At 47.7% G+C, this 15,076-nt stretch carries 12 protein-coding genes; 1 reads left to right on the forward strand and 11 read right to left on the reverse strand.

The genetic code is table 11. The features are described from left to right. Positions 1 to 4: 4 nt before the first annotated feature. From AB1L17_RS03410 to AB1L17_RS03455, 10 genes are all read right to left on the reverse strand, one after another. Positions 5 to 1,144, reverse strand: coding sequence for a VWA domain-containing protein (locus AB1L17_RS03410; RefSeq protein ID WP_412847391.1), 1,140 nt, complete (start codon positions 1,142 to 1,144; stop codon positions 5 to 7). Then, entirely contained in the window at positions 1,129 to 3,510 is a 2,382-nt protein-coding gene (locus AB1L17_RS03415) for a DUF5682 family protein (RefSeq protein ID WP_412847392.1), read from the reverse strand. The genes AB1L17_RS03410 and AB1L17_RS03415 overlap by 16 nt, the downstream gene beginning before the upstream one ends. Then, entirely contained in the window at positions 3,471 to 4,571 is a 1,101-nt protein-coding gene (locus AB1L17_RS03420; RefSeq protein ID WP_412847393.1) for an ATP-binding protein, read from the reverse strand. Before AB1L17_RS03420 ends, AB1L17_RS03415 begins: the two co-directional genes overlap by 40 nt. A 209-nt stretch (positions 4,572 to 4,780) precedes the next feature. Further along, positions 4,781 to 5,623 carry a tryptophan 2,3-dioxygenase gene (gene kynA / locus AB1L17_RS03425; RefSeq protein WP_412847395.1) on the reverse strand — a complete coding sequence of 281 codons (843 nt, stop codon included), beginning with the start codon at positions 5,621 to 5,623 and terminating at the stop codon, positions 4,781 to 4,783. Positions 5,624 to 5,703: 80 nt separating this feature from the next. Then, a complete protein-coding gene (locus AB1L17_RS03430; RefSeq protein WP_412847396.1) occupies positions 5,704 to 6,699 on the reverse strand; it encodes an ABC transporter substrate-binding protein in 996 nt (331 codons plus the stop codon). Positions 6,700 to 6,731: 32 nt separating this feature from the next. Further along, entirely contained in the window at positions 6,732 to 7,484 is a 753-nt protein-coding gene (locus AB1L17_RS03435; protein ID WP_412847397.1) for an ABC transporter permease, read from the reverse strand. Beyond that, positions 7,417 to 8,259 carry an ABC transporter ATP-binding protein gene (locus AB1L17_RS03440; RefSeq protein ID WP_412847399.1) on the reverse strand — a complete coding sequence of 281 codons (843 nt, stop codon included), beginning with the start codon at positions 8,257 to 8,259 and terminating at the stop codon, positions 7,417 to 7,419. Before AB1L17_RS03440 ends, AB1L17_RS03435 begins: the two co-directional genes overlap by 68 nt. Before the next feature lie 165 nt (positions 8,260 to 8,424). Beyond that, positions 8,425 to 9,909, reverse strand: coding sequence for an amidohydrolase family protein (locus AB1L17_RS03445; protein ID WP_412847400.1), 1,485 nt, complete (start codon positions 9,907 to 9,909; stop codon positions 8,425 to 8,427). Positions 9,910 to 10,082: 173 nt separating this feature from the next. After that, entirely contained in the window at positions 10,083 to 10,694 is a 612-nt protein-coding gene (locus AB1L17_RS03450) for a DedA family protein (RefSeq protein ID WP_412847401.1), read from the reverse strand. 193 nt (positions 10,695 to 10,887) lie between these two features. Beyond that, positions 10,888 to 11,394: a GNAT family N-acetyltransferase gene (locus AB1L17_RS03455; RefSeq protein ID WP_412847402.1), complete on the reverse strand. Its 507-nt coding sequence runs from the start codon at positions 11,392 to 11,394 to the stop codon at positions 10,888 to 10,890. Positions 11,395 to 11,691: 297 nt separating this feature from the next. Between AB1L17_RS03455 and AB1L17_RS03460 the strand changes: the two genes are divergently transcribed. After that, the gene (locus AB1L17_RS03460) at positions 11,692 to 13,437 is read left to right on the forward strand and encodes a cysteine desulfurase-like protein (protein WP_412847403.1); all 1,746 of its coding nucleotides are present in this window, start codon (positions 11,692 to 11,694) and stop codon (positions 13,435 to 13,437) included. Positions 13,438 to 13,479: 42 nt separating this feature from the next. Here the strand turns inward: AB1L17_RS03460 and AB1L17_RS03465 are convergent, their stop codons facing one another. Beyond that, positions 13,480 to 15,072 (reverse strand): SagB family peptide dehydrogenase, encoded by a 1,593-nt coding sequence (locus tag AB1L17_RS03465; protein ID WP_412847404.1) that lies wholly within the window; start codon positions 15,070 to 15,072, stop codon positions 13,480 to 13,482. Between the last annotated feature and the right edge of the window lie 4 nt (positions 15,073 to 15,076).

Below are 15,076 nucleotides of genomic sequence, written 5' to 3' on the forward strand. Positions count from 1 at the left end.
CTCTCTATTTGATGACCTTTCCTATCCACTGCGCTAGCTCGTCAGGCGTGATCGCGGCAACATTTGCTCCCATGTCGCTCAATACTCTTGCTGCGTGCTGGTTATAAACAGCGTTTCCACTGAAATCCAAAGCCGTCAACACTAAAAACTTGCAGCCCGCGTCGATGATTTCCTTGCTCTGGCGGTACATTTCCTTGATGGGATAGCCTTCCTCCAAATCACTGACGAGAATGAAAATCGTCTTGGACGGATTTTCGAGCAGAGTCCTCCCGTATTTGAGCGCCTGTGCAATATGTGTCCCTCCACCAAGCTGAACACTCATCAGCACGTCTACCGGATCATCCAGTCTGTCGCTCAAATCGACCACCTTGGTATCAAAAATGACCAGATGCGTCTTTAGTGCAGCGAGCTTGTAAAAAATACTCGCCATCACCGAGCTGTAAATAACAGAGTCCATCATACTGCCGCTCTCGTCCACGACAATGACGATGTTCCACTTGTTGTGATGCTGGATGTTGCTATGGAAATACAGCTCATCGATAATAAAGCGGCTCTTTTTGCGGTCGTAGTTTTTCAGGTTCTTGCGAATCGTCTTATGCACATCCAGGTTTTTCATCGTCTTCGTATAGCCACGCTTATGGCGATTGCGTTTACCAACGATGCTGGTCTGGACTTCATTTTCCAGCTGACGCTTAAGATCCTCAACGACTTTGCGTACGATTTCCTTTGCGCTTTTCACGACCTCCCCTTTCATCCTGCCTTTGAATTGCAGGATGTTTTTTAAGAGGGTCATGTTGGGCTCCATGCTCTCCAGCACTTTTTTGTCGGTCAACAGCTCCGTCATGTTATAGCGGTCCAGCGCTTGCCGTTCGAGAATTTCCACCGTTTTTTTGGGAAACAGCTTGCGAATTTTGTTCAGCCAGACGGGAACTGTCAATGCAGACTCTCCGCGGCCTCCTTCTTTCCGGTACCCCTGCTCTTCTCCATATTCACGGTTATATAAAAATTCGAGAATCGAGTCTAATTCCTGATAGGAAAACTCCGAGGATTGATACACCCCGCTGCCTTCCAATGATTCCTCGGCATGAGAGCCTAGCAACAGCCGCCAGCGGTTTAAGGCTTCGCGGCTCAAATCAGGTTCCATTTGGCAAACTCCTCCTTAATCGCTTGATCGAGCATGCGGGCCTCACGCAAGGTGCGCTCATCAATGACAGGGTTCGTTATTTGTTCTACGGTCGTTTGGAAGAGAGCTGCCACTTTTTCAGAGAGCATACTAATTTCCATTGGGCTAAAATATGTAAATGCCAATCGAAGCTCAGGAGCTACCTGCAAAAAGTCATCGTAGGATAAGGTAGAAATCATTTGATGCAGATCGCGCAATATTTCTTCTTGATGAAAAAGATAGTCTCTGGCCACGATAAAAACGCCATGCAAATACGAGGCCGTATGCAAAATCTGCTCGGGTGAACCGAACATATAGGCACGCGCACGTCTTGAGATTTCTTCGCGTTCGACCACTTCCAGATTACACAAAATCGCAACCACAACCCCCTCAAGTTTCGCTGGGAGCTTGTCGTTATGCAGTAATTCCTGTAGTTGATCACTGAAGATTTCTCGGGAATGATCTGCCTGCCTTTTTTCACTCATCATGTACAAGAATTTGAGCTGATCAGCCAATTCATCCAGTTCACTCGGATTCGGGTTGCCCTGCTCGACGATTTTGGTAACAGCTTGGTAGTATATTTCTTCCACCAAGTGCTCCAGACGATCTGTCTCTACAAGACCGAACAACCGTTTTTGCTCCAAAAGAATCGTCAGTGTTTTTAATGTCTTGCAAAGAGAGAGAAAATGCCCATCCTGCCTAACGGACTCTTTTACAGATACAAAGAGCTGATCCGCAAGCTCCTCCAATCCCATGACGACCGCCATCAAGAGCCATTTTGCCAGCTCATGACTCTGGTGCTGCGGCAGGTCTTTTACCATATCAGCGAGCTTTTGTGCCGCTGCTTCCTTCACGGTTCCACCGTAGACCGAGCTCTCGATCAGACGAGCTTCGACGAAGGAGGAATAGCTGTAGCGCCATGTTTCTCGCACCAGATTGACGTTTTTGTTATTCATCCAGTCTGGTCCGGCTTCTTTCACACAAAGCTCTGTTCCCAAAAACTGCATGCAGTGAAAAAACTGGCTCGCCTCGCGATGCGACTTCTTGGCATACAGCTCTAGCACCTTTTGATTGCGCCCGGTCGTTGTAATGGAGAGCTTCAGCGATTTGCACCTGTCTTTGCAATCGCGAACGATAGGAACGTCCAGCGAGTTCGGGGCTACCTCACCAATTCCGTCCCCAGTCATCAGCTCGCGCAATGTCTCGATCGGCTGTGAGGTTGCTATCGAGCGCTCGCCCTTTGTAAAAGCAGAGAGAACAGAATCGATCAGTTCATAGGCTCCACCCTCGGGTTTTTCTCGTATGACAGCCAAGCCGCTCATGAGACTGTACGCTTCAATCGCATCTGCTGTCGATGTCGTTTCTCCCTTGCCACGCAGCTTTTTGAGCAGTTGCGGGAGGTAGATCAAGGCGCTCTTCGAGAATGGTGCACTCTCTTTCTTCTCAAGAGCCTTCCATACACTCTCATAGTAGTGAACGTACGGCATCCCACTGGCGTAGCCATTCAGCTGATCTGCTTCCTGATACGTGTACACCATTGGATATATTTTTTCTTCCGACACCTTCTGGATCGTGTAGGACGTCTTCCGTTCCTCGATGAGTCCGTATGTATGAAATCCCCCGGTTACGACGAGGATTCTCGCGTACTTTTGCTTCGCTTCCGCAATTTTTTCACGCATATGCGCTTCACGAATCAGATCACCTTCCGATTCCAATGTGGCGTCGTCATAGCATTTTCGCGACAAATAGCAGTATGCAAAAACATCTTTGACGAAGTCCTTTGTGTTTTTGCGGATACCATCTAGCTCAAATACCTTTTCCCAGAGCTCATCGAAGTTCCGGCATTTCATCGTGTGACACAAGCGTTGGATAAACTGTGAGCCTGCCAGCATTCGCTCATCGTGATAGGACAGCTTTTCATTCTTCTTCTTCAAATCATGACCGTCTTCCAGGCTCTCCAGGCGACTTCCATAGCTCAGATCAATGAAAACAGCGGGAATCTGCCGTCGTTTCGCTTCGACCAAGGCCACATATTCCGGCGAATATAGAAGAAACGGAAAGTAACAGACGTATTTTTGCTCCCCGGAAGCGTACGCGTAATAAATGCTCACAGGAGGCTTCGTCCGTTCATCCGTCAAGATCGGAATGATATGGTTGCTATGATCAGGGCCTTCAATCAAAATGATTTCCGGCTGGTACTCTTCGATCGTTTTCTTCAAATGAAACGAGCAGGCAGGACTATGATGGCGAACCGGGAAATAGACGACCTGTTTGCTGAGGTTGTAAACCTCTTCTTCAACCAAAGATTTTATTTGATCCATTTCTTCTCGTTGTAGTAAGTTCCCCATAGACCCTCTTCCTTTGCCCGTTCTTTAACCACTTTGGTAAAGTAGGTTTTCAGGATGTTTGCGTCCTTTTGGTTTTCCTTGACGACCGCTCCCAGCATGTTTTGCACCAGTCGATCCATAGAAATGGACCTGCCATCATAATAATGGGATGTCATCGCACTTTGGACATAAACGGACACGGCTTCTGCTGTACTCATCACCGATTGAGGCGAATCGATTTTGTACCCTTCCTTTGTCTCGCCCGTACGCAGCTCCATGAACGTCGTCGCCAGGATTTCTACCACATCGCGGTCGATCTCGATGTCGACACCACTTTGCTGCAAGATCACTCTTGCTTGAGACTCGATAATTTGCGCTTCCATTTTCACATGGTTAATCGGCGCGATCGTCTCGAAGTTAAAACGACGTTTGAGCGCGCTGCTCATTTCATTGACGCCCTTGTCTCGCAGGTTTGCTGTTGCAATGATATTAAAACCGGGCTTGGCAAACAGGATTCCGTCTGACAGCTCGGGGATGTTCATCACCTTGTCACTCAAAATACTAATCAACACGTCCTGAACCTCAAAAGGGCAACGTGTAATCTCTTCAAACCTTGTAATGATCCCTTTGTTCATCCCTGTGTATAAGGGTGAAGGAACCAGTGCTTGCAGGGAAGGACCTTTGTCCAGCAGCATCGCGTAGTTCCAGGAGTATTTGATCATATCCTCTGTCGTTCCAGCGGTGCCTTGAATCGTGTTGGTGCTCGTACCAGAGATGGCCGCTGACAACAGCTCAGACAGCATCGTCTTCGCCGTACCAGGTTCACCGACGAGCATCAAGCCTCGATTACCTGCCAACGTAACGATCGCGCGTTCAATCAGCACATCGTCTCCGTAAAACTTTTTGGTAATCTCTATACTCTCTCCTTCATATGAGAGCGGTTCATCCGTTCCTAAAATAAAGTCGCGCACTGCTCTGGGTGACATCAGCCAATTGGGAGGCTTTGCTCCTGTATCATTGGATCGCAACGCATTCAGCTGTGTCGCATATAACACTTCCATAGGTGGCTTCATCGTTTCCATCCAAATGCCCACTCCGTTTCTCGTTGTTCTTAATCAAAAAGGTCTACCCCAAAAATGAAAACATATGTTTGTTTGGAAATGAAGGGTATTTGTACCCAATATTAGGAAGAATATGTGAAAGGATGTGAAATGAGTACCATAGGCAAAAAGCGTCCTGGGTCGCCAAGACGCTTTTCTCATTGTGAAGCTTATTCGTTTGAACAGACTTGTTACAACTGTGTCCGCAAGCTCCAAAGCTCCGGGAAAAAGCGATGATCGAGTGCTCTGCGTAAGTAGGTAACACCAGATGACCCACCTGTTCCTGGTTTTTGCCCAATGATACGCTCAACCGTCGTCATATGGTTAAAACGCCATTGTTGCTGCTGGCTGGCGATGTCCACCAGCTTTTCTGCCAGCTCGTACAAGTCCCAATACTGGTGCACATTGCGATACACGGTTAGCCACGCTTTCTCCACACTCTCATTTGGTTGATACGGCTGTGACCAATCGCGGTTCAAGCATTCCGGATCAATCGGTAAACCACGAGCAGCCATTTCACTGATCGCAGCATCGTAAATACTTGGCTCCTGCAAGGCCGTGCTCATTTGGCCGTGAAGCTCTGCCTGATGCGCATACACCGCGAGGACATGCTGGTTCTTATATCCTAGCTTAAATTCTATCAGTCGGTTTTGATAGGATTGAAAACCGGACGAATGGCCCAGCTTGTCACGGAATTGGAGATAATCCGCTGGGGTTAATGTAGAAAGGACATCCCACGACTTGATCAATTGCTGCTGGATACGCGAGACGCGCGCGAACATTTTGAAAGCTGGTTCTAGATCGTGATTTTTGATGCACTCATTTGCTGCAGACAGTTCATGCAAAATTTGCTTCATCCATAGCTCACTCACCTGATGAATGATAATAAACAGCATTTCATCATGATGGGTGGATTGTCGATGCTGGCTGGATAAGATTTGGTCCAGCTGTAAATAGTCGCCGTACGACATTTCTTTTTGAAAGTCAGTATGAATCTGTGTCTGTTCCTTGCTTCCTTGATCCTGTGGTTTCATCGTGGCATGACCTCCTTTCCCATCTAATTCCTTCCCACCCCGTGTTCCTCCTGCTGAATCGCCGTCTTCACCAACCGATATTAATTCGCTTCTTCTAAATATTTCAAATCAATCAAGCCGTCAATTTTATTACTGGTTATATACCCGGCTTCCTTACTGATATCTGCCATTTCCTGAATGACTTTTTCATTGACAGCCGTTGTTACTTCCAGGCGGGAAAACGCTGCCTGCACTTCTTTTTTGCTCAATTCTTTACCTGTTAAGTCTTTCAAATGCTTAATGATCAACTGTTGGCTTTCCTCGGGATGATCCTGGATGAATTTCACTGCTTTTTTGTGTGCTTGCAGGTAGGCTTTTGCCAGTCCCTCTTTTTTCAGAAATTCATCGCTGGCTGCCACCACTGTATTGGTAGATTCTTTTCCCCAGGCGAATTGATCCCAATCCAGAAGCAGTTTTCCCTCGGCCTTGCTTTCCAGTACATATCCCCATGGCTCCTGTGTCGCTGCACCGTCAATGGATTTTTGCACGAACAAGGCTGCTGTATCTGCTGGTGCTGCGGCATACAGTTCCACATCTCCACCGTTCGTTGTCGGTTTCAGACCAACATCGTTTAATGCTTTACGGAGCATAACATCCTGTGTGCTGCCGATTACCGGAATGGCGATTTTCTTGCCTTTCAAATCTTCTAGTTTCGTAATGTTGCTAGATCCATTCATAACGAGGACTGCGCCGCCATTTACGGCACCAGAAATCAGGCGATACCCTGGATGTTTGACATAAAAGTTCAACAACGGGCCCGGCCCCACTGTCCCTACGTCAATTGCTTTCGTTGCCATCGCTTCCATGAACAATCCGCCATTGGCGACTGTTTTCGTTTGAATCTGCACATCAGCACCGAAGGCCTCCTTGAAGTATCCTTTCTCCAGCGCAATGATCGTAGAGCTATGCGTCAGATTCGGGAAATACCCGATCTTCACTTCTTTTTCACCAGATGGGGTACTGCTCTGCGCACACCCGCTGACCATTCCTACTACGAAGATGGATGCCAAAATGGTACTGATCATTTTTTTAAACATCGACGACACACTCCTCTTCTCTGTTTTACGTATTAATGGACTCCCCACTTCATCTGTACATTGCGCTCGATGCGTGAAAAGACGACGTTATCGACGATCGTACCGATAATCGCAATAATGATCATGACAGAGATAACCAAATCCATTTGTCCAAGCGACCGTCCCATTTCGAGCAATTGACCCAGTCCACCACCTCCACCTAGCAATTCACCGGCCATAAGTGCCCTCCAGGAAAAAGCCCAGGCGATTCGCAGACCAGAGATGATTTGCGGGACGGATGCAGGAAGAATCACGGTTCGTACAAAGTGAAAGCCAGAAGAACCGTATGTTTTGGCTACCCGCTGATAAAGGGGCGGGACATTTTTAAAACCACTGGTTGCATTGACAGTCATCGTCCAGGTCGCGCCAATGGTTACGATGAAAAGAATCGAAAAGTCATTGAGGCCGAACCAAATAATCGCAAGCGGGAACCAGACGATACTCGGGATGGACTGGAGAGCCGTCACAACAAAGCCAAGCGTATCTTCCACGAGCTTATATCTCCAAATGAAATAGCCTAATATAAGTCCAACGACGATGGCGATGACAAAGCCCAGCAATATTCGTCCCATACTTTTCCCAATCGCTGCGGTAATTTGTCCGCTAATCAAGCCGTTTACGAGTGTTTCGAAAACCTGGGTCAAGCTGGGAAACATAAACGATGGCAGTCCGGATAATCTAGATGTGACTTCCCATATCGCCGCTATCATGGCGATGAAGATGACCCGTCTTAAAGCTGTAATCATTCCCCATTTCCTCCTTCAGCACTTTTTCTATCTCTTCTTGCAGGATCGATAGCACCTTTTGCTCCGTGTTCAATGTCACACTGTCTGGCATCACACCATCTCGCAGTGTAGGAACCGTAATGGTCTCCTTGATTTTGCCGGGTCGTGTGGCAAACACGACGATCTTTTCACTGAGGAGAACAGCCTCACGAATATTATGGGTAACGAAAAATATTGTGACCTTGGTCTTCCGCCAAATCTCCAGGAGCTCTTTGTGAAGGACCATCCTCGTCTGTTCATCCAGTGCCGAGAACGGTTCATCCATCAACAGAATGTCAGGCTCCATGACAAGTGCCCGGGCTATGGCCACACGCTGCTTCATCCCCCCTGAGAGCTGGTGTGGATAGGAGTGCACATATTTGCTTAAATGCACCATCTTCAGCACTTCCAGCGCCTTTTCGTTGGCTTTTGTCTCAGACATTTTTTTCAGCTTCAAGCCGTATGTAACATTTTCTAAAACCGTCAGCCATGGAAACAACCCTGCTTCTTGAAAAACCACGACCCGGTCAGGACCGGGCTTCGTCACTTTTTTGCCAGCAACGAGTATGTCTCCGCTGTCTGGTTGATCCAAGCCAGCTATTAGGTAAAGCAATGTCGATTTGCCACACCCTGAGGGACCTACTATGGAAACGAAACTGCCTTTTTCGACCTCCAGATTGATATCATCCAGAACTTTTACTTTCTCTTGGTGCTCATTCACAAAATGTTTCGTAACATTACCAATAGTCAGATACATGGTTGCACCTCTTTTTTATTCCAACTTTGTCGATGGGGATTATGAATAAATAATGATTAATCCTATCGTTTTTGTCAACTATAATAAAATGAAAAAAGAGAAGGCGGCGGGCACCTTCTCCTATTCAATGCAGTGACAGTATTTTATGTGCAGTAGCTGTTTAACCTATAACTTGGTTGGATCGAATCTTCTCTCGTCCAAATAAGCCCGTGCATGTCCCCAGAAATACTTGCTTGGCTGCATGTATTTTTCCAGACCAGCTCGCTCGATCGTACGATTTGCTTCCTCATTTGCTTCTTTCAAAATAACCTTTTCGTCCACAGTCAATACGTTACGCTCTTCCATAATCAACTCACCATCGACGATGACATGGTTCACGTCTCCGCCAACCGCCTGATAGACGACCCGATGGACGTGCATGTTCTCTGGATTCAGGTGGGCTTGATGCATATTCACTGTAATGACATCAGCCTTTTTGCCAGCCTCAAGCGATCCAAGCTCATCGTCCCAGCCCACGCAACGCGCCGCATCGATTGTCACCATTTCCAGAAGCTTACCTGGCGGGAGGTAGTAATAATCCCGCAGCGCGGCTTGCTGTAACAGCTGCATTCTGCGCATCGCCTGGAACATGTCAAATGGCGTCATCGGTGAAGTTCCGTCGGTCGTGATTGCCACGGTCGCTCCCATCTCCAAGAGCTCGGTAATCGGTGTACGTGCATTAATTTGGCCAAAGCCAGGGGAAGCACTCACATTCGTTCCTGTTTCGGCCAATATTTTCGCCTCGTCAAAAGAAATTCCCCGACAATGCTGCAAGTGAACATCTGGACCGAGCAGCGCGTACTCTTTGTCTTGAATTGCGAGGTGAATCATTCCGCCAAAAGCGTCTGAATGGATACGGGTATCGTACTTTTTCGCAATCTCCCTGATTTTGCGTGCTTGGTACCGGTCGAATTCAGTTAATCCAAACAACTGGTCGGCAGGTGTCGGATAGGACGGATTGACGGAGGTCACAATGACAAACGGGGTTATGTATGCTCTGGTTTTATCGTTATTGGCGTGATTCAGGGCTTCAATCACTGCTTCTGCTCCGGCTAGCACCTGTTCATAGGTGACTTCCTTCGTTACCTTTTTCCCATCGACCCAACGGCTGAATGGATGCGGCCACGGCGGATTACACGGTCCAGTTGCTACGATTTCACGAACACCGACCTCATTGTATGCTTTGGCATGATTCAAGGCAAAAATCGGATCATCCGAACGCGGCATGGAGCCCAAAACACTCACACCTGTCGTAATTCCGGCCTTCAACCGCTCCAACGCTGACAGCTTGCCTTCGTAATACCAGAAGTCGTCCGTCACGTAGTGCTTGTACGTGTTGGTCATGATCGGCATCCAGTCGGTGATATTGTCTGTCGCAATGGTTTTGAACAACGAATGCCCACCGTGACCATGTGCATCGACAAAGCCTGGCAGGATACAATGATGAGCGCAGTCGACTACTTTTTGCGCGGGATACTTCTCTTTCAGCAAGTGTGTGTCGCCTACTTCCAGAATTCTTCCTTTATCAATGGCAACTGCACCATCCTGCAATACGCGACGTTCCTTGTCCATGGTGATGACAACGCCGTTTACCAGTAATAAATCGATCAAGCTCCATCTCCCCCAGCATCAAGAAATAAGGATCTACTCCCTCCCCTACACCTTACCGCATTTTCTTGGACTTGTATTTGCAAGAAAATTACAACTTTTTATAATATGTTTACCTGTTGCTCATCTGATTGAAAAAAACCACCTTCCCATAATGGAAAGATGGTTTGAATTCGTTAGGCATTTGCTTTTCGCTTGCGGAAGAAAATAATAAGGAAGCCTATCCCCGCAATCGCGAGCACCGTATAGGCGATATTGGAATAGAGATCGAAGTAGTACAGAATCTCCTCCCACGATTCCCCGAGCATGTTACCGAGCATCACCAGCGCAATGTTCCAGATGAATGTCCCCAGCGTTGTAAACAGCAAAAACAACCCGAAATTCATCTTGGTCATGCCAGCAGGAATCGAGATAAGACTTCTGATCAATGGGATCATCCGGCAAAAAAAGATCGTCCAGTATCCGTATCGGTCGAACCATTCATTCGCCTTATGGATATCTGCCGTTTTAATCCGCAGAAGATGCCCCCATCTCTCTACGATCCTTTCTATTTTTTGCACATCCAAGTAATAACCGATTCCATAGAGCATGATCGCCCCCAACACCGAACCGATTGTTGCTGACACGATTACGCCAAAGACGGTTAAGGATGATTTCGTCGTCATAAATCCACCAAAGGTCAAGATTACCTCCGATGGTATGGGTGGAAAGACGTTTTCCAGTGCCATCATGAGTAAGATACCGAAGTAACTATATTGTTCAATAATTTGGGTCATCCAGTTCTGCATGCTATCCCTCACAATTATGATCCAAAGCTTATCTCTCCAGTATAGAGACACGCTCCACATAGTTCAATGAAAAGCGATAATCTTTTCCTTATCTTTCAATACGAAAGAAGGAAGACTTGGGTTACAAAAAAAGGACTGCCATGTATGCGTCCTTTTTTCGTGTCTATCATTGACACTATTCTAGCAGGCATTCCTACTGCTTGGACCAGTAAATCATTGTATCGTCTCTCTTTATTTCCTCAAAACCCATTTTCACTAAAACTTTGGCTGAATCTATGTTATCGAGCAAGCATTTCGCTGTTATCTTTTTCACTTCCGGCTGCGACAATGCCCAATTTGCTAGCCCTGTAGCCGCTTCAATCGCGTAGCCTTTTTTTCGCTCGGCTTCAATTATTCCATAGCCGATGTCCACTTCTCCTTCTGCGTTCGGCCTTCCCTTGAAACCCGCATCACCTATGATCTTCATGCCATCTGTTGAAATAATCATCCACGATTCAAACCCAGTCGGTTCCCCTACCAAGTCGAGCGCTTTCATGATTTTGGGCATTGTGTCGATTGCATCCTGATCAGGCCAGCCTTTGCCTAGTGTAAGCCCCATATCCGTTAACTCTTCGTAATTTTCCCGCAAAATATTCGTCGCGATTCTGTGTGTAAATGGAATTAGCATGAGTCTTTGCGTATCAATTCGTTTAGTACTCATTTTACTGGTACCCCTCCGCTTTTCTTCATTCCTTGTAGCGTTTTTTGCCGCTGGAAGACCGTATATTTATGTTGGCCGTTTTGTTTTATCAGAAAGGGTCTATTCCTACACCTCAGCTACTCATTCGAATACTCCGAGATCAAGCGAAGCTCTCGGGCATCTACCATTATATCACAATTTTCCAGATTGCCTTCTCACACGAATTGAAGATTGATTAATTTGAATTTTTTACGAATAATGAGAGATAACAAATGATTTTGGTCATCACGGAAAATCCAGTTGGTAAGGAGTGAAAAAATGTCCACGACGATTAACACTGCGCTCGTTCGGATTCAGCCATGGACAGAAGACGATCTTTCCTTGTTGCGTCTGTTGAATGCGCCTGACATGATGGAGCATCTTGGAGGTCCAGAGACAGAGGAACAGCTCCTCGTTCGGCACAAGCGATACGTGAACAGGGACGGTCAGCTGACCGGCAAAATGTTCAGCATCGTTTTGCTGCCAGATCAAATCCGTGTCGGGAGCATCGGCTATTGGGACCGCGTTTGGCAAGGTGAGAACGTATACGAAGTAGGCTGGAGTGTCCTCCCGCCATTCCAGGGAAAAGGAATTGCTTCCGCTGCCTTATCCTCAGTCGTCACTCTCATCAACAAAGAACGACGACACAAGTTCATCCATGCTTACCCTTCAGTAGACAACCCTGCATCGAACGCCATTTGCCGCAAGCTCGGCTTCTCTCTTCAAGCTGAATGTGTCTTCGAATATCCCCCTGGCCATTTTATGCATTCCAACGACTGGAGGTTAGAAGTCTCAACGGAACGGTTCCCCATTCAAGCGGTCCGGGAACAATTTCCCGCTCTGCAACGAACATACAACGGCAAGCAAGTCGTCTATTTGGATGGCCCAGGCGGCTCTCAGGTCGTAAAAGCTTCAATGGACGCGATTTACAGCTATATGGCAAACGGTGGAGCGAATTTGCACGGCTCCTTTCCGACCAGCAAAGAGACAGAAACAATACTCGCAGATGCCAAGCAAGCAGTAGCAGACCTCTTTCAGGCGAAACCGCAGGAAGTAGCCTTCGGAGCGAATATGACCACACTGACCTTTGCCATTGCCCGTGCATTAGGTCGTCATTGGAAGGAAGGGGATGAACTCATCGTCTCCGAGCTGGATCACCGCGCGAATGTTGACCCGTGGCTGACTGTTGCCGCTGATCGTGGAATGACGGTGCGCTGGCTAAAGGTGAATCGCGAGACACTTACCTTACAAATCGACGAGCTCGATACGCTCCTCACTTCCCGAACGAAGCTCATTGCTGTAGGGCTAGCCTCCAATGCAATTGGAACGATCAATGATCTCGCTGCCATTTCCCATAAAGCACGTGCCAAAGGCGTCATTGTCGCCGTGGACGCCGTCCATGCGGTCCCTCACCTCTCCATCCATCGTGATGAGATTGGAGCCGATATCCTGCTCTGTTCGGCTTACAAATTTTTTGGCCCGCATGTTGGCATTGCTGTCATCCGAAAGGAAATTTTCGAAGCACTGGACGTCTACAAATTGGTTCCCGCCCCCGCTTCTTACCCAGACAAGCTGGAGACCGGGACGCAAAATCACGAGGGCATCGCAGGGATCAGACCTGCTATTGAATTGATTGCTTCGCTAGGTTCAGGAGATACCTTCATTGAGCAAATCCGCTCTGGCTATGAGGCGATCGAAGCCTATGAGAATCAGCTGGCAGAAAAGCTGCGTAAAGCTCTTGGCGGGATGAAGGGAGTCACTCTCTACCAAGCAAAGGACGATGTCGCGAAAACACCGACGATCGCTTTTCGAATCGAAGGCTTCACCCCGCAGCAAGTATGCGAGCAGCTGTGCGAGAAGCATAGTATTTTCGTTGCGGACGGAGATTTTTACGCCACTACGCTTGCCAACTGCTTAGGAATCCATGATAGCGGCGGCTGGATACGAGCTGGTCTGGCACCGTATAATACCAACGAGGAAATCGAACGATTGGTGGAAGGAATCAAGGAAATCGTAGGGGAATAACAACAAGACCCGGGTCATAGCGACTCGGGTCTTACATGTTAATTATCCATGTAGTCCGCCCTGCAATCTGGCGCGGGGTCGATAGTGTCCGACTGGTATTTGAATCAGGCACGTTTCCTCTTCCGCCTCCAGATTGTATAGGTCATCACAATTGCGCACATCAAATCCGAGTAGCGGATGGCCACCCATTCCACACATGAATGCCGCCAAAAGCAAACGATGCACGACGATTCCTGCCTCCATCTGCTGGATGCGATACCCTCTATACCCTAACTGATTGATCAAATGATCTCGTTTGCCAGCCACATGGAAGCAGAGCGGCACCTGATACAGATTCACGTTGTCCAATGTCATTCCATCTTGAAGACGTGCGCGTAAATCACCATACACAATCGGATAAAGAGCGTGCTCCCGAGGTTCATATCGGTATGCACCATCTGGCAATCCCTCTACTTGATAAATATAGACATATAAAGCGAGCCTCTCCCAAGCTCCCTCCTCCTGAGGACCGTCCAAATCATTCGGATACGCGAGGACGCTCATTGTTTTCTCGAGTATACTCGCTACCTGATTATGGTCTGTCTTCCTCCGCACAAAGTCCATTTCCGGTGAAAAGCGCTCTCGGCAAAATTGTGCCAGATCGTAGCCTGGTTGCTGCACACGCGGAAGAATGATTCTCTCCTCCGCAACTGGTTCCCCACTCGTGAAGAAAGCATTGGTATAACGAGTGAACGAAAGCGTAGATTCCAGCATAGCAGCTTCATTCATTTGCAAGAGCATGGGATATTCTCTCATCCTTTGTGACCAGTTCACATGCACATGCTTTCGTTCAGGCAGCTCCCTAATCAGCGTCCCAGAGGATTCTCTCCTCGGTGTATGTGACGACCACACCCCTTCTGCTTGAACTGTTAAGGGAAGAACAGCATATACACTCTCTTGATCCGCTGACAAGCCCAGCAGTTCATTCATCGCTCGATCCAGGAACTGATAGTGTACCGCAGTCGAAACACCGAACTGCTTTGCCATTTCCTGCATTTGTCCAATCAGTACGCCCGAATCCAGTCCCTGCAGCCGATAGGAAAAGTCATCATACTTAAAAAAGTTTTTCCAGAAATAAATGGAAACAAAAGCAACGCCAAAGCAAGCATTCACTGAGCACCTGCCGCCCAATGCGCTGGTGAGGAAGTGATCATAATTACCTTCGCGCAATTGAACGAGTCGGTGGTGAGCCGCATCGTAATGATAAAGCCCGTGAGTCATATTTGGCAGCTTCACATACACGTACAGCTCGCTTGGATAGAGAGCTCCACCAGACGGAATCGGTCTTCTTTTCGTGACAAAGGGCTGCAACAGCTCAGTCATTGCATCAGGCGAAGTCATGGCTGACAAAGATTGACTGAACTGCGTAAGTCCATAGCTATACCATAACCACGCACCCAATTGGTTGAGAGATAGCTCTTGCCCTACCGTTTGCTCGTCGAGTGTAAATGGCACTTCACTCGGCAGTTGTATGACAGGTAGTCCCCTGTACAACTTGTATGACAGTGGAGCATCTTCCCAATCGACTTCGAGGTCATGTGGCCTGGACTTTTCCATATCAAAGTGAAGGCGGTACAAAAAATCATCGAGACTCATCCGG

The organism is Brevibacillus jepli, from assembly GCF_047229145.1.
Lineage (GTDB): Bacteria > Bacillota > Bacilli > Brevibacillales > Brevibacillaceae > Brevibacillus.